15 protein-coding genes and 1 pseudogene are annotated in these 16,977 nt (G+C 61.1%); 6 read left to right on the top strand and 10 right to left on the bottom strand.

Annotated features, from left to right (window positions below; all coding sequences use genetic code 11):
- Positions 1-396 precede the first annotated feature (396 nt).
- Positions 397-1,881, bottom strand: coding sequence for a rhamnulokinase (locus AC4DF4_RS13830; protein ID WP_490048696.1), 1,485 nt, complete (start codon positions 1,879-1,881; stop codon positions 397-399).
- A gap of 219 nt (positions 1,882-2,100) precedes the next feature.
- On the opposite strand from AC4DF4_RS13830, the gene rplU reads away from it, so the two are divergent.
- The 3 genes from rplU to AC4DF4_RS13815 all read left to right on the top strand — a co-directional run bounded on the left by rplU (position 2,101) and on the right by AC4DF4_RS13815 (position 3,761).
- Positions 2,101-2,412 carry a 50S ribosomal protein L21 gene (rplU, locus tag AC4DF4_RS13825; RefSeq protein WP_490048695.1) on the top strand — a complete coding sequence of 104 codons (312 nt, stop codon included), beginning with the start codon at positions 2,101-2,103 and terminating at the stop codon, positions 2,410-2,412.
- 28 nt (positions 2,413-2,440) lie between these two features.
- Positions 2,441-2,704, top strand: a complete 264-nt coding sequence (rpmA, locus tag AC4DF4_RS13820; RefSeq protein ID WP_490048694.1) for a 50S ribosomal protein L27 — start codon at positions 2,441-2,443, stop codon at positions 2,702-2,704.
- Positions 2,705-2,813: 109 nt separating this feature from the next.
- On the top strand, positions 2,814-3,761 hold the full coding sequence (locus AC4DF4_RS13815; protein WP_490048693.1) for an endonuclease/exonuclease/phosphatase family protein: 948 nt from the start codon (positions 2,814-2,816) through the stop codon (positions 3,759-3,761).
- On the opposite strand, the gene AC4DF4_RS13810 is transcribed toward AC4DF4_RS13815, so the two are convergent.
- The 8 genes and pseudogenes from AC4DF4_RS13810 to AC4DF4_RS13775 all read right to left on the bottom strand — a co-directional run.
- A complete protein-coding gene (locus AC4DF4_RS13810; RefSeq protein ID WP_490048692.1) occupies positions 3,716-4,609 on the bottom strand; it encodes an SDR family oxidoreductase in 894 nt (297 codons plus the stop codon). The genes AC4DF4_RS13815 and AC4DF4_RS13810 overlap by 46 nt on opposite strands.
- A gap of 4 nt (positions 4,610-4,613) precedes the next feature.
- Positions 4,614-4,937 (bottom strand): hypothetical protein, encoded by a 324-nt coding sequence (locus tag AC4DF4_RS13805; RefSeq protein WP_490048691.1) that lies wholly within the window; start codon positions 4,935-4,937, stop codon positions 4,614-4,616.
- An 80-nt stretch (positions 4,938-5,017) separates the two neighbouring features.
- The gene (locus AC4DF4_RS13800; RefSeq protein WP_490048690.1) at positions 5,018-5,626 is read right to left on the bottom strand and encodes a L,D-transpeptidase family protein; all 609 of its coding nucleotides are present in this window, start codon (positions 5,624-5,626) and stop codon (positions 5,018-5,020) included.
- A 7-nt stretch (positions 5,627-5,633) separates the two neighbouring features.
- Entirely contained in the window at positions 5,634-7,142 is a 1,509-nt protein-coding gene (locus AC4DF4_RS13795; RefSeq protein ID WP_490048689.1) for a cellulose synthase family protein, read from the bottom strand.
- A gap of 221 nt (positions 7,143-7,363) precedes the next feature.
- The gene (gene recA, locus AC4DF4_RS13790; protein ID WP_490048688.1) at positions 7,364-8,407 is read right to left on the bottom strand and encodes a recombinase RecA; all 1,044 of its coding nucleotides are present in this window, start codon (positions 8,405-8,407) and stop codon (positions 7,364-7,366) included.
- A gap of 172 nt (positions 8,408-8,579) precedes the next feature.
- The gene (locus tag AC4DF4_RS13785; RefSeq protein ID WP_490048687.1) at positions 8,580-9,401 is read right to left on the bottom strand and encodes a hypothetical protein; all 822 of its coding nucleotides are present in this window, start codon (positions 9,399-9,401) and stop codon (positions 8,580-8,582) included.
- 68 nt (positions 9,402-9,469) lie between these two features.
- Positions 9,470-10,549: a M42 family metallopeptidase gene (locus AC4DF4_RS13780; RefSeq protein WP_490048686.1), complete on the bottom strand. Its 1,080-nt coding sequence runs from the start codon at positions 10,547-10,549 to the stop codon at positions 9,470-9,472.
- 64 nt (positions 10,550-10,613) lie between these two features.
- Positions 10,614-11,000, bottom strand: a pseudogene (locus tag AC4DF4_RS13775) (type IIA DNA topoisomerase subunit B); the annotation flags it as partial.
- Between AC4DF4_RS13775 and AC4DF4_RS13770 the strand changes: the two are divergent.
- Entirely contained in the window at positions 10,941-11,111 is a 171-nt protein-coding gene (locus AC4DF4_RS13770; RefSeq protein ID WP_490048685.1) for a hypothetical protein, read from the top strand. The pseudogene AC4DF4_RS13775 and the gene AC4DF4_RS13770 overlap by 60 nt on opposite strands.
- Before the next feature lie 54 nt (positions 11,112-11,165).
- On the opposite strand, the gene AC4DF4_RS13765 is transcribed toward AC4DF4_RS13770, so the two are convergent.
- Positions 11,166-11,369: a hypothetical protein gene (locus tag AC4DF4_RS13765; protein ID WP_490048684.1), complete on the bottom strand. Its 204-nt coding sequence runs from the start codon at positions 11,367-11,369 to the stop codon at positions 11,166-11,168.
- 291 nt (positions 11,370-11,660) lie between these two features.
- Between AC4DF4_RS13765 and AC4DF4_RS13760 the strand changes: the two genes are divergently transcribed.
- Together AC4DF4_RS13760 and AC4DF4_RS13755 are read left to right on the top strand one after the other, a co-directional pair.
- Positions 11,661-16,190: a choice-of-anchor I family protein gene (locus AC4DF4_RS13760; protein ID WP_490048683.1), complete on the top strand. Its 4,530-nt coding sequence runs from the start codon at positions 11,661-11,663 to the stop codon at positions 16,188-16,190.
- A gap of 176 nt (positions 16,191-16,366) precedes the next feature.
- On the top strand, positions 16,367-16,977 hold a 611-nt coding region (locus tag AC4DF4_RS13755; protein ID WP_490048682.1), incomplete at its 3' end, for a glycosyltransferase.

The following is a 16,977-nucleotide window of genomic DNA, read 5'->3' as shown; positions in this document are numbered from 1 at the left end:
CTCATCGCGCTCAAAGCCCGCCACGCCAGCCACCTCTCATGGCCGGCGATCTTCGAGCTCTCAGGCACGAAATCCTCCATCCCCTACAACATGGTCTGCAACAATGACTTCAAATGAAAAAGCCGTGATCCCCCAACCGGGTGAAACCGTGGAGAATGCCTGGGATTTGCGGCTTCCTTCCCCGGATTCTTGTCTTCGGCAGGTTTGGCCGCATCTTCCGCAAAGTTCGACAAACCGCCTGAGCCGGTCCTTGCTGTCCTGCATGTAATCCCTGTTTCCCACCTGTCTGGCGGCTTCGTGCCGGATAGGAATCCACTCGCGGGGATTGCCGGGGTTTCCAAGAAGTTGGGGCGCGAAGAGCTATTCCTGATGCCGGTCGTGCCGGTTCCCTGAGCCTCAGTCCAGACCGATCACCGCCTTGAAGCGCACGAACGCCGCCTCCCACGCGACGGAATCACCGGGTGCGAAAAGCCGGAACTCGAACGAGCGCCGGATCAAATCCCGCCCGGTCTTGATGTCCGGCAAATGACCGGTCCCCACCATCTGGGTGATGACGTTGCCGCAAGACGTGGCTTCCACCGGACCGGCGATCACCTCGATTCCGAGCGCGTTGGCCGTCGCCTGGCTGAGCAGCTCGTTTTGAATTCCGCCGCCACCCGCATGCAGGCGGGTGAAATCGCGGCCCGTTAGTTTGCGGACGCGGTCGTAAACGACGCGGTATTTGAGAGCGAGCGATTCGCTGGCCACCCGCAGGATCTGGCCGTGGTCGGCGGGGACGGGCTGGCCGGTTTTCTCGCAGTAAGCGCGGATCTTGGCGGGCATTTCGCCGGGGCTGGCGAAGCTCGCGTCGTCCGGATCGATGAAGGCGGTGAAGGGCTCGGCGTCGTTCGCCATTTCCGCCATTTCCGCGTAGCCGAATTTCTCGCCGTCGAGTTCCCACTGGCGTTTGCATTCCTGGATGAGCCACAGGCCGCTGATGTTTTTCAAAAACCGGACGCTGCCATCCACTCCGAGCTCGTTGCAGAATCCCAGCTCGAACGCCTCCGGCGTGGTGATCGCCTCGGCCGCCTCCACGCCCATGATCGACCACGTGCCCGAGGACAACCAAAGGTTTCCGCTGCCGATCATCGGAATGCCCGCCACCGCCGCAGCCGTGTCGTGACAAGCCGTGGCCACCACCGGAATGCCGGCCCGGCCGATGAACGCGGCCACCTCCTCACGGATCGGCCCGAGCACGGTGCCCGGCGCGACCACTTCGCCGAAGATCTTGCGCGGCAAGCCCAGCGCGTCGATCACGCCCCACGCCCAGCCGCCGGTGCGCGGGTCGATCAATTGCGAGGTCGAGGCGACCGTCCGCTCGACCGCCTGCCTGCCGGTCAGCCAATACGCCAGCAGATCCGGCACGAAGAGCAGGCGCTCCGCATTCAGCAGGGCCGGGCTCTTCTTGCGCGCCTCCGCCAGCAGGTGCAGCGAGCTGTTATAGAAATTCGTCTTGAGTCCGGTCTGCGCGTAAATTTCCGCATCGGGCAAAATCGCGTGCATCGCCTCCGCCATGCCCTCGAAGCGCGGGTCGCGGTATTGGTGCGGCATTCCCAACAGCTCGCCGTTTTCATCCACCAGTCCGAAATCGCAGCCCCAGGTATCGATGCCGATCGAGACGATATTCTCGCCGTGCCGCTCCACCGCGCGGCGCAGACCTTCGAGAATCTCGCGGTAAAGCCCGACGAGGTTCCAAAACGATCCGCCCGGCAGATCCGTCCCCAGATTGTCGAAACGGTGGATTTCCTCAAGCTCCAGCTTGGAGAAATCCGTCTTCGCGGCGATCACGCGACCGCTGCCTGCACCTAAATCCACGGCGATGAATACTTTTCCGGATGTCATTTTCAATTGGGGTCGCGCCCATCGTTTTGCAACGCCCACCCGGATGCAACCCAGAAAGCTGGCCAGGGAAAGTCCGTCCGGCGACCCAAACGGAAGGGTGGACGGGCGATTTTTTCGAAAACTCGGAATCACCATAAAAAAATCTTGCGCAGGGGGGGGCGGCGTGCTGTTCTCCCCGCCCGCCCACAGGGGTGGATCAACTTTTATTCCCAAACGGCCATGGCCTACGCAGTGATCAAAACCGGCGGTAAACAATACCGCATCCAAGAAGGCGACAAATTCGATGTCGAGAAGCTCGATGCCGAAGTCGATTCGACAATCACGTTTGACGTCTTGATCGTCGGCGAAGGCGAGACCGTGAAAATCGGCGCTCCGCTCGTGGCCGGCGCTTCGGTGACCGCCAAGGTCATCAACCAATACCGCGGACCCAAGGGCGTTGCCTTCAAGTTCAAGCGCCGCAAAGGCTTCCACAAAACCAAAGGCTTCCGCCGCAGCCTGACCACGCTCGAGATCACCTCGATCGCCGGCTAATTTCCAACCACTTCATTTCCCCACTTTTATGGCCCATAAAAAAGGACAAGGTTCCGTCAAGAACGGTCGCGATTCCCGCAGCAAGCGCCTCGGCGTGAAAAAATTCGGCAGCCAAGCCGTGATCGCCGGAAACATCATCATCCGCCAGCGCGGCACCAAAGTGCATCCGGGCCTTGGCGTCGGTTGCGGTCGTGACCACACGCTCTTCGCTCTCGTCGATGGCCGCGTGTTCTTCGACAAGGAAGGCCGCCGCGTGAACGTCATCGCTCCCGCCTTGGCCGCCGCTAACTGAGCCGATCGAATCCACTTCAATGAAAAGACCGCTTCCATCATGGAAGCGGTCTTTTTTTGTGCCAGCCCTTTCCGGATGCGGCACGGCATGTAAATTGGCCCCGCAATTGATGAAATTCCTGTTGCTGTGGATCTGTGTTTTGGCGGGGCTTGGCGGCCTGTGCGCCTGCCAGCGGAGCCGCGCGTCGAGTCCGCCCAAAGCGTTGCCTGTGCGGGCGGATGGCGTCGTGGAGCTGGATTTGATGAGCTTCAACGTGCGCTACGAGTCCCCCGAGGACCGCGACTCGCGCTCGTGGCGGGAACGCGTTGCAGGAGCGGTGCGGATGATCCGCAGGCAGCGGCCGGATTGCATCGGCGTGCAGGAGGCCCAGCACGGGCAGGCGGCGGATTTGTGGGCGTCGCTGCCGGATTACGAATTCTTCGGCGTGGGCCGTGAGGATGGCAAACAGGACGGCGAGTATTCCGGGATTTTCTATCAACGCGAGCGTTTCCGGTCGGATGCGACGGACTGCGGGACCTTCTGGCTGTCCGACACGCCGGAGCATGCGGGCTCGCGGACCTGGGGAAACGAGATCCCGCGGGTGGCGGCGTGGCTGCGGCTGGTGGACCTCGCGACGGGGCGCGGATTCTATGTTTTCAACACGCACTGGGATCACCGCCATCAGGGATCGCGCGAGCGGGCAGCCATGCTGATTTCCAAACGGATCGACGGGCGGGAGCATGCGGACGAACCGGTGGCGCTGATCGGCGACTTCAACTCGGTCGAGTCGAATCCGGGGATGATCTACCTGACCGGCCGGCGCGCCCGGCTCGCCGGCTCCGAGCAAATCTGGCCGAACGGCCTGCTCGATGCCTATCAGACCTTGCACGCCGGAGAGAAGAACCGCCGGACGTTGCATTTCTGGAGCGATAGCCGCGAGGGCTTGATCAAGGTGGATCACATTCTGGTCAGCCGCGGCGCCGAGATCGGGGCGGCGGAGATTGTTTCAGGCGACCAGCCGATGGTTTCCGATCATTTCCCGGTCATCGCGCGGGTGAAATTTCCGCCAACCCGGTAGCGCACGTGTTCCGCCAGCGCCTCCCGCCAATGGCGCGGGGGCTGGCCGAGGATTTCCGAGAGGCGGCGGGTGTCCATCGCCGTGAATCGCGGCCGCACGGCGCGGAACGCGGCGATCCCGGCGAGCGCTTGCTTTTGGATTTCCGGAATCTCTGTGAGAGCACCACAAGCCACCATTTCCCCGACCACGGTGGTGGCCATGCCATGCCAGCTAACGGGCTCGCCGGAGTTGCAGGCGTGGACGACTCCCGTGGTTTTCAGCGCGACGAGTCGCTCCATCCATGTTGCCAGATCGCCGCTACAGGTGGGCAGTGAGAACTTATCGGCCACCGCGACCAGCGGGCGACCGGCGAGCGCGGCGTCGAAAACCTGATCGACGAAGGAGGGTTTTTCCGGACCGAACACCCAGGAGATCCGGACCACGCAATTTCCCGGCACGGCTAACACCGCACGCTCCCCGGCGAGCTTGCTGCGACCGTAGACGCTGAGAGGTTCCGGAATTTCGGCCTCGCTGCGGAGGCCCGGCGACTCGCCGGCGAACACGTAGTCCGTGCTGAAATGGAAAACGGAAACACCGCGCGTCGCCGCCCATGCCGCGATTTCTCCGGGTGCTTCGGCGTTGACCCGCATCGCCAGCGCGGGGTCGTCCTCACACGCTTCGAGCGACGTTATGCCCGCCGGATTGATGAAAACGTCACAGTCGAGTTGATCCAAGGTTCTCGCCAGTGATTCCGGATTTGCCAGATCGCAAAGACCGCGCGGCAGCGAAATGACTTTGTGGTTCGTCGAGAAATGACGGGCCAGGGCCGCCCCTACCCGCCCGCCGGTCCCGGTGACCGCGATTCGCATGAGATCAGATGAGTCCTTGCTCGCGCAGCGCTTCCTCCACGTCGTTGTAATCCGGGGACACGATGCCCGCATCGCGGATGCGTTGGATCTTGCGGCGCACTCCGAGCTTGCTGCGCGGGCCCGTCACCAGGCCGGTGACGCCGCCGACAACGAACGGCAACAAGGCAGCGATGCCCAACGCGCCCAAGCCGATTCCGACTCCGCGCCGCGCGCCGCGGTGCATCAAATCTCCCAGCAGCAGGCCCGCCGCCGCTCCTAGCAGCGCGGGCGCGGTCAGGGCGCTCGTTTCAATCCATGCGGGGGTTGTATCGGAATACTCGTCGGCCATGGCCGAGCTTTATTCCTTTTCAGGACTAACGACAACACCTGAAACAGGAAAAATACGGCTGCCGGTGAGGCGCCGCCTTTTCACAAGGATGCCGAGGCTTGGTTTTCGCTTTTCGTCTGGATGGAACCGCGGATCACGAAGACATCGGCACCCGTGCCGATTCTGCTGTAGAGGTCGGCGACATCGCGGCTGCCCATGCGGATGCAACCGTAGGACGCGGGCGAGCCCAGGCGGCGTTCCTCGGGAGTTCCGTGGATGTAAATGGTCCGGCGGAAGGCGTTTTGATTCCGCGACTCGGTGCCGGTGAGCCAAAGGATCCGGGTGACGACAGGGTCACGGCCGGGGGCGTTGGGTTTGATGACTTCTCCGGTGGGGCGGCGGCTTTTGAAAACGCTGCCAATCGCGGCGTTGTCGCCGATTTTTTTGGCCACCTGCAGTCGCCCGAGCGGCGTGCAGTTGCTGCCTGGCCGGTCACCAATGCCAAACTTGGAGGTCGAAATCCTGTAGGATTTGACCGGAGTGCCGTCGCGAACCAGAAGCATTTTCTGATCGCGCACGCTGACGATCATTTTGTTATGGGTATCACCGCCGAACGAGAACGAATTGGAGCCGCAACCGGTGAGCCCGACAGCCGCCAGAAGGCTGAGAGACGCGAAAAACAGAACGCGCGGCTTGGGGATTCCGGTCATGGTTCTGTCATGGGGCTTTACGATTCACGGTCTTGGCAGCGGGCGCCTCCGCACCGGACGGCAACAAGCGCACGAGCGACGACAGTGACGTATAGAAGAAACCGACGGGGAATGGAAGGAGAAGAATCGCGGAGGACCAATTCGCTTTCATCGCCGCCTCGACGACGACGAACAGGAAAAAGAAGCCGAACAGCAACTCGACGAAGGGGGTGAGCGTTTTCATCGCCTTGTAGCTGCTCTTCTTCCAGTCCTGGCGCTTCACCTGGTCGATCCCGTATTTCGGGGTGCGGACGAAGGCGGATTGATGGTTGCAAAGCGCCTCAAGCACGGCCTTGGCGTTGCTGATCGACATCCCGATGCCAAGCGCCAGAAGCAGGGGCAGATAGGGAATCTCGCGCCACCAGGAACCCGGACGAAGCGCCTTCTGGGCCACCAGGTAGAACACGATCACCGACACCGAAGCGAAGAAGAAAATCGGAACGTTGACGATGTAAGTCGTCAGCTTCCCGAAATCCGGCTGGGCCTGTTGGTTCGGATAAATCAGGAAGCAAAGGCAGATGAGAAGCAGATAGGCGAAGTTCGAAGTGAGATGGGCCGTGGCCTCCATCTTGATGAACAACGGCACGTCGCTCTTCCAAATCGCGGGGAGCACCTTTTTGCAAACCTGGATCGAGCCCTTGGTCCAGCGGTGTTGCTGGCTCTTGAAGCCGTCCATGTCCACCGGCAGTTCGGCCGGGGTTTCCACATCGTTGAGGAAAATGAAGCGCCAGCCCTTGAGCTGCGCCCGATAACTGAGGTCCATGTCCTCGGTGAGCGTGTCGTGCTCCCAGCCGCCGGCGTCGGCGATGCAGGATTTCCGCCAAATGCCGCCGGTGCCGTTGAAGGTGAAAAACCGCCCGGAGCGATTGCGGGCGGTTTGCTCGAGCTCGAGGTGGCCGTCCAGGAACATCGCCTGGATGCGGGTCAGCACGTTGAACGTCCGGTTGAGATGCCCCCAACGCGTTTGGATCATGCCGATCTTGTCATCGGAGAAATAATGGATCGTTTCCTGAAGCAGGTCGGGATTGGGGACGAAGTCGGCGTCGAGAATAAGAAGATACTCGCCCTTGGCGAAACGAGTGCCGTTTTCAAGCGCGCCCGCCTTGTAGCCGGTGCGGTCCGTCCGGTGAATGTGCTCGGCGTCGAATCCGCGAGCCTTCAGACTTTCAATCCCGGCCCGGCAGATTTCGACGGTCTCATCCGTCGAGTCGTCCAACAGCTGGATCTGCATCTTGTCCTGCGGGTAATCCAGCGCGGAGACGGAAGCCAGCAGGCGGTCCACCACGTGCATTTCATTGAAAACCGGCAGCTGGATGGTCACCAGCGGCAACTCCTTGAACAACTCCTTGGGCTCCGGATGCTTCCGCGAGTGTTTCAAATAGAGAAATACGATCGTCAGCCGGTGCGAGCCGTAGCCCGCGAGGCCGACGAGAACAACAATATACGAGGCATACCAAAGAGGTGAGGTCCAGTCCATAGCGGTGGGAAGGTCGGTGTTCAGACGAATTTTCCGAGCCCACGCAATGATGGAGAGGAAGTTCCTCGGGGAGGTGCTCGGCGACCGACAAATGATTGGAAATCAATCGCCAGACGCCGCAGGCTTACCAAAAGCAAGCCTGCCGTCAAGCCTCAAGTCGGGTTTAGAAAGATCTCGGCGCGGACGAGTGCCTCATCGGCAGCGCGATTCTTCCCGCCTGATTATTTCTTCTTTTTCGCTTCAAGGCCCTCTTTGACCTTGGACTCGATGTCGGCGTAAATGACCGGATCTCCCTTAAGCAGCTCCTTGGCGGCGTCGCGACCTTGGGCGAGCTGGGTGCCGTTGTAGCTGAACCACGAGCCGCGCTTCTGGACGATTTCCATTTCCAACGCCAGATCGAGCAGCGAACCGGTCGAGGAAATCCCCTCGTTATACATGATGTCGAATTCGGCCTCGGTGAACGGGGCGGCGACCTTGTTTTTGACGATTTTCACCTTGGTGCGGTTGCCCGTGACCGTGCCGTCGGTCGATTTGATCGCCCCGATCCGGCGGATATCGACGCGGACGGAGGAGAAGAACTTGAGCGCCCGGCCGCCGGGGGTGGTTTCGGGGTTGCCGAACATCACGCCGATTTTCTCGCGAATCTGGTTGGTGAAAATACAGACGGTCTGCGCCTTGGAAATCAGGGCGGTGAGCTTCCGCATCGCGGCGCTCATCAGGCGGGCCTGCGCACCCACGGTCGAGTCGCCGATTTCGCCGTCGAGCTCCTGCTTGGTGACCAAGGCGGCAACGGAATCCAGCACGATGACCGCGATCGCATTGGAGCGGACCAGCGCTTCGCAGATTTGGAGGGCTTCCTCACCGGATGATGGCTGGGAAACGAGAAGGTCGTCGAGATTCACGCCGAGCTTGCGGGCGTATTGGGGATCGAGAGCGTGCTCGACGTCGATGAAAGCCGCGAGCCCCCCGCGTTTTTGGGCTTGGGCGATGACCGTGAGAGTGAGCGTGGTCTTGCCGGAGGATTCCGGGCCGAACACTTCGACAATCCGGCCGCAGGGGAAGCCGCCGACACCCAGGGCGCGGTCGATGAGGAGATTTCCGGTCGGAATGACGTCCACATCGACGCAGCGATCATCCCCCAAGCGCATGATGGCGGATTCACCGAACTCTTTCTGGATGTGCGAGATCGCAAGATCCAAGTTGCGCTTGCGGGCTTCGTTGAGTTTTTCGGTGGCGGATTCTTCGGATGTTTGTTTGGCGGCCATGGGAGTTGTGTGGTGTTGCCAAGGGTCTGACGGAAGGCAAGGCGACTTGCAAGAAAAAGATGTTCACTCGAACAAAAAAGTGCCCTGCAAGCCAGCCGACGGGAGATGCAAATCCCGAATCACGCGAATCCGCCGAACCTTCAAACAGACATGTGATGCCTCGCTGCCAGCATCACTTCATCCCGAAGCTGAGGCGCGCTTTACCTTCCGGGTCTTTCGCGACATCCGCCGTCCAAGTCATGGAAAAGCCCTCGACAAGCGCTGCAGGCGGCTTGTTCTCAAGCGTGATGGATGAGTTTTCCGAGGCCATAACTTCAATTTTCCTTCCATGATACGCGCCAAGCTCGAGTTGCACGCCAGCGATTCCCGGGCCGTTGATTTCCGCGCTGCCCGCATCCACCGCTTCAGTGAGAGACTGCTTCACACGCTTCTTGTCCGTCCAAACCAACTGCAGCCGGTCGTTTTTGGTTTTCTCCTCAAACGCCTTCCCCGCCTTCTTGTCGCCATTCTTCTTCGCATCGACGTAAACATCGGGGATTTTCAATTCGATCGCAAATCTCAGCGGGTTTTTCAAGGTCCCCGGCTCCAGCAAGCGCCCGCCCAGCGAGATTCCTCCGCGCTCCTCGTTGATAAAAATCTCAAACCCCGCGTCGCCCGTGACCTTGCCCTTGATCACGACATTCTGGGGTTTGTCTGTCGCCGGTTGGGCGGACTCCAGCGACTCAGGCTGGATTTGGCGTGACACCACTTTGCCGTCCGGCATGGTTTCCAACACTTTGAAAGTCACGGGAATTGTCAACTTACTGCTCACCCACGCGCCTTTTTTTCCCGGCTTGATCATTGCCTTGCCCTCGGAAGTGAAGCCGAACTGGAACGCCCTGTTTTCCACCCCCACAAAATAACCCAGCCATTGCTTTTCCGTCATCGTCGGCAGGGCCGCGCGCACCGGCAAAATCCCCACCACGCCCATCATGCCGACCGCAAGCAGTCCCATCCTTGATTTGTTGAGATTCATCATCTCAAACAATCGCAAACCCACCACGAGCGCCAGCCAAAAATCCCCTACAGATACCTGACCAAGCCCTCCACCGTCTCATCATCCAGCCGCCTCACCAGCGCGATCGCCAGCGCCACCATGTGCAGATAGTCATTCAAATCGATGATCGCATTGTGCGAGTGAATGTAGCGCGCCGGCACGCCCAGCACGATGCTCGGAACCCCTTCGTTCGCCACATGGAACGAACCCGCGTCCGTCCCCCCGCTCCGCCGCACCGTCACCTGATAGGGAATCCCATCCTCCCGCGCCGTCTCGATCGCCAACCGCGCCAGCCGCGGATTCGTAATCGCCGACGGATCGAACAAACGGATCTGCACCCCGCCGCCTAACCGGCCCTGGCAGTCTGACCTCGCGAATCCCGGCGTGTCATCCGCCGGCGGTCCTTCGAGAATGACCGCCACATCCGGCTTCGCGAAATTCGCCGCCGTCTTCGCCCCGCGAAGCCCCACCTCCTCCTGCACCGTCCCGCACAGGATCAGCCGGTTAGGATGCGCCGACTGCGCCAGAATCTGCCCCGTCTGGATCGCCCCCGCCATCCCCACCCGGTTGTCGAACGCCTTCGCCATGAACAAATCCTCCCGCCCCATCGCCGTGAACGCCGACACCGGCGCGATCGGATCGCCTAACGAAATCCTGAAATTCTCCACCACGTCCCGCCGCGACTCCGCCCCCACGTCGACGAACATCTGGTCGATCGTCATCACCTGCCGCCGCTGCGCCTCCGGCAGGAAATGCGGCGGCCGCGACGCCACCACCCCCAGCACCTTCTCCCCCCCGCGCGTCAAAATTTCCACCCGCTGCGACAGCAGATTATGCTCCCACCACCCGCCGATCCCCAGAAACTGGATGAACCCGTCCGGCGTGATGTTCTGCACCAGGAAACCCACCTCATCCATGTGCCCCGCCACCAGCACCCGCGGCCCTTCGTCGCCCGTTTCACAAAAAACCGAGCCGTTCCGGTCCGCCGACAGCTCGCCGCACTCCCCCATCTCGTCCACGAAAATCGCCCTCACCTCATCCTCATGCCCCGAGACCGAATGAGCCTCCGTCAACTCCTGCAACAATGAAACCGCCTTGGTGCGCATGAGCGAAACCCTGCAAAAGCAAGGCACCGCTTCCAAGCATCAAGTTCGCGAGTTTCATCTCGATTCAAGCCACCTGCACCTGCTTGTCCACGTCTTCGCGGAGGTTCTCGATGATGAAATCCTGGCGGTCCGGCGTGTTCTTGCCCATGTAGAAGGCCAGCAGTTCCTTGACGCCCTTGCCTTCCTCATACCCGACGTGGTCGAGGCGCATGTCCGGGCCGATCATGAAGCTGAACTCGTCGGGCGAGATTTCACCGAGGCCCTTGAAGCGCGTGATCTCGGCGGCCTTGCCGAGTTTCGCCAGGGCTTTCTGGCGCTCGTTGTCGTCGTAACAGTAGATGGTTTCCTTCTTGTTGCGGACGCGGAAGAGTGGGGTTTGGAGAATGTAGAGATGCCCGTCGCGGATCATTTCCGGGAAGAACTGGAGGAAGAAGCTGAGCAATACCAAACGGCCTACGTCTCGAAAATTGCCGGTAGTCTGCCAAAGGACTGCATCCTCATCGCCAACCTATCCGGCCGCAGCGACAAGGACGTGGAACAAGCGTCGAAATATCTGCTCTAACCCGCACCACTCGTTCACTGATTGAGGCTCCGGACTGCTGGTCCAATCGAAACATCAGTCGGATTTACCGGTCTTCTTCGGCTTCTTCGCTGCGGTCTTCTTGAGATCCGCCTTGAGTGACCTCACTTGTTTCTTCGCCTGGCTCGCGGTTTTACGGGCCGCTTTAACCGCCTCCTTGGCTTGCTTGAAATCGGCTCTCGCCGCCTGCAACTGGGTTTGCTTTTCGTCAGCGGGTTGTTTTTCTGATAAATCATTCATAAGTTTGGTGGGTTAGGGTCCGCTTGGTCCGAAGTTGGCAGGACAAGCAAAATCTTGCTACAGCATTGTCACTCACGGATGAGATCCCAGACAATCTCTCAATTGTGACGATTCTCCGCACGAGGAAGATCGATCCGAAAAAGCGGAATCTTGACAAAATGGCGAAAAATGAGCCGTGCCAACTTTCCGTGTGACAAGTCAGCCACACGTGTGACTTGTTTGTAACAGGATTTCCGTTGGGAGAAGCCAGCCGATTCATAGCTTGCCGATGCCTCTCAAACATCGGCAACCATGAAACAACGAAAACTCCAATTCCAGATCGCGGCCCTCTGCTTGGGCGGACTCGCGGCATCCACCCCGCTCACACAAGCGGACATCATTATCACCGAGGTCAACTCCAACGCCAACGGCGGCGACTTCTTCGAACTCCACAACACCGGAGCCTCCACCATGGACCTCACCGGATGGAAATGGGACGATGACTCCCTGACTCCCGCATCCGGCGCCACCTTCGGCAACATCTCGATTCCCGCAGGCGGCGTGCTCGTCGTGAGCAACGGAACCGCAGGAACCGAGGCCGCGTTCAAGACCGCTTGGAATCTCCGCGGCGATGTCACCGTAGTCGCCACCGGCGGACCCGGACTGGGCGGCAACGACGCCGTGATCCTTTTCGATACGGCTAACAACGTCATCGCGTCATTCAACTACAAGAGCGCCGCGTTCACCGCCAATTCCATCACGCTGCAACCCTTCGCCCGCCCCGGCGCAACCGCCCCGCTCGGCGGCCATGCCGGACCCTCCGCCGGTTCCGCCTTCGGGGATGCGGTTTCGGCCGTGTGGGACGGAGTTTCCACCGCCAGCCCGGTGTATGTCCCGCCAGCCGTCGGAAGCCTCAATGTCCGTTCGCAATCCGGATCCATCACGAGCATCGGCTCTCCCGGCACTAACGGACTTTTCCCGCTCGCCTACGTTCCTCCGACTCCCGCCGTCATCACTCCGGATGCCACGGTGGTTCCGGCGGGTGAACTCCGCATGCGGAAAATCTCATCGCTGAGCCTCTTCGGTTCGGAGATCTCTTCCTACGATGCGGCCAGCAAACGGATGTTCGTCACGTCCAACTTCGGTCTCCAGATCGTGGACGCTAGCAATCCCGCCTCGCCGCAGTTGCTCAGCATCGTGGATTTCAAAACTCCAGCGATCGGCCTCAACAGCAACGACGTCACCAGCGTGGATGTCTTCAACGGCAAGGTCGCCGTCGCCATCCCTAACACCACCAAGGACCTCCCTGGCCACGTCGTCTTCCTCAACGCCGCCGATGGTTCATTCATCAGCAAGGTGCAGGTCGGCGTGCTTCCCGACAGCCTCACCTTCACACCGGACGGCACCAAGGTGCTCACCGCCGACGAAGGCGAAATGCTCCCCCTCGGACTCGACCCGGCCCCCGGCTCGGTGAGCATCATTGATGTGTCCAACATCAACACTCCCGTCGCCACTGTCGTCGGTTTCACTTCATTCGATGCCAGCGCCGCCGCACTGAAAGCCGCGGGTGTCCGCATTTTCGAAGCCAGCCCGGGTGTGCTCAAGGCACCCTCCGTGGACTTCGAGCCGGAATACGTCGCCGTTTCAGCGGATGGCACCAAGGCCATGGTCACCCTGCAGGAAGCCAATGCGGTCGCCCTGTTGGACATCGCCTCCGCCACCTTCACCTCCATCGTTCCTCTAGGAGAAAAAGACTATAGCACTCTGCTAGCGGACTTCAGCGATGCTGACGGCGGAGCCAACCTTGCCACCGGCAGACCGGTCTTCGGTCTCTACATGCCGGACGCCATCACCTCCTTCAGCGCGGGTGGAAACACCTACTACATCACCGCCAACGAAGGGGATGACAGAAACGACTTCCTCACGGAAACCACCACCGTCTCCAACGCCGGCTACGTTCTGGATCCCACCGCGTTTCCAGCCGCCGCCGCTCTCAAGGCCAACACCAGCTTGGGCAAGCTCGTCGTTTCCAACGCACCCGGCCTGCGCGGTGACACCGATGGCGACGGCGACATCGACCGGATCCTCTCCTACGGCGGACGCTCGATTTCGATCCTCGATTCCACAGGAACACGCATCTATGACAGCGGTGCTCTCCTCGATCAGAAACTGACCGCCATCGGCACGCCCTTCTTCGATGACGGTCGCAGCGATGCGAAGAGCATCGAACCCGAAGGCGTGACCACCGGCGAGATCGATGGCCGCACCTATGCCTTCGTCACCCTCGAACGCGCCCGCAGCGTGGCCGCCTTCGATGTCACCAATCCCGCCGCCGTCACCTACGCCGGAATGGCAGCCAACGCCACCGACGCAAACCCGGAAGGCATCACCTTCATCTCCAAAGCCGACTCCCCTAACGGCCAGCCGATGATCGCAGTGACCAACGAAACCAGCAACACGCTCACGTTCTACTCGGTGGCTCCCTACACGCTGCAAGTCCTCCACCTTGCCGATGCCGAGGCCGGATTGTTAGCCTCGCAGACCGCGCCCAATCTCGCCGCTCTGGTGGACGCCTTCGACGGCACCCATCCGAACACGCTGATCCTTGCCGGTGGTGACAACTTCATCCCGAGTCCCTTCCTGAACGCAGGAACGGACCCGGCGCTCAATGCGGTTCCTTCCATCGGAAAAACCGCCTTCGCCCGCCCGGACATCGCCATCCACAACGAAATCGGCGTGGAAGCCTCCGCCATCGGAAACCACGAATGGGACCTCGGCACCGCCGTCTTCACCGACGCCATCCGCCCGGACGGATTGTGGCTCGGAGCGCAGTTCCCCCTCATCTCGCTGAACCTCGACTACTCCGCAGACAGCGCCGCTAACGGCCGTTTCGTCGATGTCCCGCTCAATGGAACCACCAGCCTGGTTCCCGAGTCCTCAGTGAACAAAAACAAGCTCGTCCCCACCGCCGTCATCACCAAGGGCGGCCAGAAAATCGGCCTTGTCGGCGTGACCACCCAGCTCATCGAAACCATCTCCTCACCGAGCGGAACCGAAATCAAAGGCTTCCCCACCGGCGCGGGACCGAATGGCGAGATGGACGACATGGACCTGCTCGCCTCGCAGATCCAGCCCTACATCAACGAACTCGCTGCGGAAGGAGTGAACAAAATCGTGCTGATGGCCCACCTTCAGCAGATCGCCAACGAGCAGTTGCTCGCCACCAAACTCAGCGGTGTGGACATCATCCTCGCCGCCGGATCGAACACGCGCCTCGGCGATGCCGATGACGTCGCAGTTGCCTTCGCCGGACATGGTGCCGATTTCGCGGGCCTCTATCCGCTCGTCACCGCGGGCACGGACGGCAAGCCGACACTCATCGTCAACACCGACAACGAGTTCACCTATCTGGGCCGCCTTGTCGTGGACTTCGACGCCTTCGGCCAAATCATCACGCCGGAACTCGCGGACCGCGTTGCTGAAAACGGAGCCTATGCCTCCACCGCCGCCAACGTCGCCGCCGCATGGGGAGTGTCCGAAGCCAACCTTCCCACCACGGCATTCGCCGCAGGCACCAAGGGGGCGAAGGTCAAGGCCATCACCGATGCCGTGCAAGGCGTCATCAGCCTCAAGGACGGCACCGTTTACGGCATCACCAATGTCTATCTGGAAGGCGAGCGCTCGTTCGTCCGCAGCGAGGAAACCAACCTCGGCGACATCACCGCGGATGCGAATTCCAACGCCCTCCGCGCGATCATCGGCGGTACGGCTCCCATCGTTTCCTTCAAGAACAGCGGCGGCATCCGCGCCCAGATCGGCGCGGTTTCCAGCGCCGGCGGCAGTGCCCTGAAGCTCCCGCCGCCAGCCAATCCGGCCGTCGGCAAGCCGGAAGGCGGAGTCTCCCAGCTCGATATCGAAAACGCCCTGCGCTTCAACAACAAGCTCATCGCCTTCGACACCACACCCGCCGGATTGAAAACCCTGCTCGAACACGGCGTCGCGTCGTGGCCGAACCAAGGCCGCTTCCCGCAGGTCGGCGGAGTCGCCTTCGCCTGGGACTCGTCGCTTCCGGCCAACAGCCGCATCCTCACCATCTCGCTCATCGGCGAGGACGGTCTGCCATCCGCCGCGATCTATCAAAACGGAGCCATCGTTTCGAACGCACCGGCCACAATCCAGGTGGTGACGCTGAATTTCCTCGCCAACAACGGTGACGATTATCCCGTGAAGGCCAACGGCGAGAATTTCCGCTATATTCTAGCGGACAACACGCTCGGACCCGCGCTTGACGAAAGCACTGACTTCACCGCCGCTCCTCAGCTCCCGGGAAATGCCGTGGGTGAACAAGCGACGCTCGCCGCATTCTTCAGCTCGAAGCACCCGACGGCCGGCACCGCTTACAACACCGCAGACACCGCCGCCGCACTGGACCTCCGGATCCAGCGCACGGCCGTCCGCAGCGACACGGTCCTGCCTTACACCGCGGGTGAAGTCCTCACGCTCAACGCGTTCTCGCCCGGCATGCTCGCCATCGGCCGCAGCCCGAGCCTGATGCTCACCCAGCCGGACCTGGCTTCGGCCGCGGGGGCGACGCGCACGGCGGGACAGGCCGACGTGACCTCGAACCCCTCCGCCTTCAGCCTCTACACCGCCGGTTCCATCCAGGACCTGCGCGGCACCGGGAACCTGCTCATCCAGGCGAGTGGCGCGAACGTCACGCTCACCCTGCCGCTTCAGAAATCCACCACCCTCGGTGGCTGGGAACCCGCCGATGCGGATCTCGAAGCGAGCTTCCCGAAAGTCGAAAACAAGGAGTTCTATCGCATCATTCTCCCCCAGTGATCGCCTGACCGCTCCTCACTAACCACCGAAACCCCGCCCGGCTCGTCCGGGCGGGGTTTTATTTTTGAAATCATGGTTCCGCAAATTGTGACGAAATTGACCCAAAAAACAGTTGCGCCGGTTGGACGGAGATCCTGTTGGCTGGGATCGCTTACAATCATTCCATCCAAACCATCATGAAAATCGATATTGTGACGGATACCTTCTCTCCCGATGTGAACGGAGTCGCGATGACCTTGGGACGCCTGACTGACGGCCTGCGCCAGCGGGGACACCGGGTGCATGTGATTCACACCGGAGCCTCGGCCAAAGCGGGAGAAACCTGCGTCGCCGCCGTCCCGCTTCCCGGATACAAGGAAGTGCGCGTGGGCCTGCCGAAACCTTTCGAGCTCAAAGCCCGCTGGTTGAAGAGACGCCCGGACGCGATCTACGTCGCCACGGAAAGCCCGTTAGGAAAGTCCGCGCTCAAGGCCGCCAACGCGCTGGGCATCCCGGTGGCCTCCGGATTCCACACGAACTTCCACCAATACATGGCGCAATACGGCATGGGCGGATTCCACCCGATGGCGATGGCCTATCTGAAAAATTTCCATCAGCGCGCGGATTGCACGCTGACGCCCTCGCGGGACATGGTGGAACGACTCGGCAACGAGGGCTTTGAAAACGTCCATCTGCTAGAACGTGGCGTGGATACGGATTTGTTCGCCCCCGGGAAACGCTGTGAATCCCTCCGCGCCCACTGGGGCGCACGGGCGGCCACGCCGGTCGCGGTGATGGTCGGCCGGGT

Source organism: Luteolibacter sp., assembly GCF_058122085.1.
Note: the sequence above shows the minus strand (reverse complement) of the source record. Positions and strands in the feature narration are given on the sequence as shown.

Bases quoted from the DNA above. Each gene is read 5' to 3' on its own strand.
- AC4DF4_RS13830 (WP_490048696.1), bottom strand. From the start codon at position 1,881: ATGACATCCGGAAAAGTATTCATCGCCGTGGATTTAGGTGCAGGCAGC.
- rplU (WP_490048695.1), top strand. From the start codon at position 2,101: ATGGCCTACGCAGTGATCAAAACCGGCGGTAAACAATACCGCATCCAA.
- rpmA (WP_490048694.1), top strand. From the start codon at position 2,441: ATGGCCCATAAAAAAGGACAAGGTTCCGTCAAGAACGGTCGCGATTCC.
- AC4DF4_RS13815 (WP_490048693.1), top strand. From the start codon at position 2,814: ATGAAATTCCTGTTGCTGTGGATCTGTGTTTTGGCGGGGCTTGGCGGC.
- AC4DF4_RS13810 (WP_490048692.1), bottom strand. From the start codon at position 4,609: ATGCGAATCGCGGTCACCGGGACCGGCGGGCGGGTAGGGGCGGCCCTG.
- AC4DF4_RS13805 (WP_490048691.1), bottom strand. From the start codon at position 4,937: ATGGCCGACGAGTATTCCGATACAACCCCCGCATGGATTGAAACGAGC.
- AC4DF4_RS13800 (WP_490048690.1), bottom strand. From the start codon at position 5,626: ATGACCGGAATCCCCAAGCCGCGCGTTCTGTTTTTCGCGTCTCTCAGC.
- AC4DF4_RS13795 (WP_490048689.1), bottom strand. From the start codon at position 7,142: ATGGACTGGACCTCACCTCTTTGGTATGCCTCGTATATTGTTGTTCTC.
- recA (WP_490048688.1), bottom strand. From the start codon at position 8,407: ATGGCCGCCAAACAAACATCCGAAGAATCCGCCACCGAAAAACTCAAC.
- AC4DF4_RS13785 (WP_490048687.1), bottom strand. From the start codon at position 9,401: ATGGGACTGCTTGCGGTCGGCATGATGGGCGTGGTGGGGATTTTGCCG.
- AC4DF4_RS13780 (WP_490048686.1), bottom strand. From the start codon at position 10,549: ATGCGCACCAAGGCGGTTTCATTGTTGCAGGAGTTGACGGAGGCTCAT.
- AC4DF4_RS13770 (WP_490048685.1), top strand. From the start codon at position 10,941: ATGCCCGTCGCGGATCATTTCCGGGAAGAACTGGAGGAAGAAGCTGAG.
- AC4DF4_RS13765 (WP_490048684.1), bottom strand. From the start codon at position 11,369: ATGAATGATTTATCAGAAAAACAACCCGCTGACGAAAAGCAAACCCAG.
- AC4DF4_RS13760 (WP_490048683.1), top strand. From the start codon at position 11,661: ATGAAACAACGAAAACTCCAATTCCAGATCGCGGCCCTCTGCTTGGGC.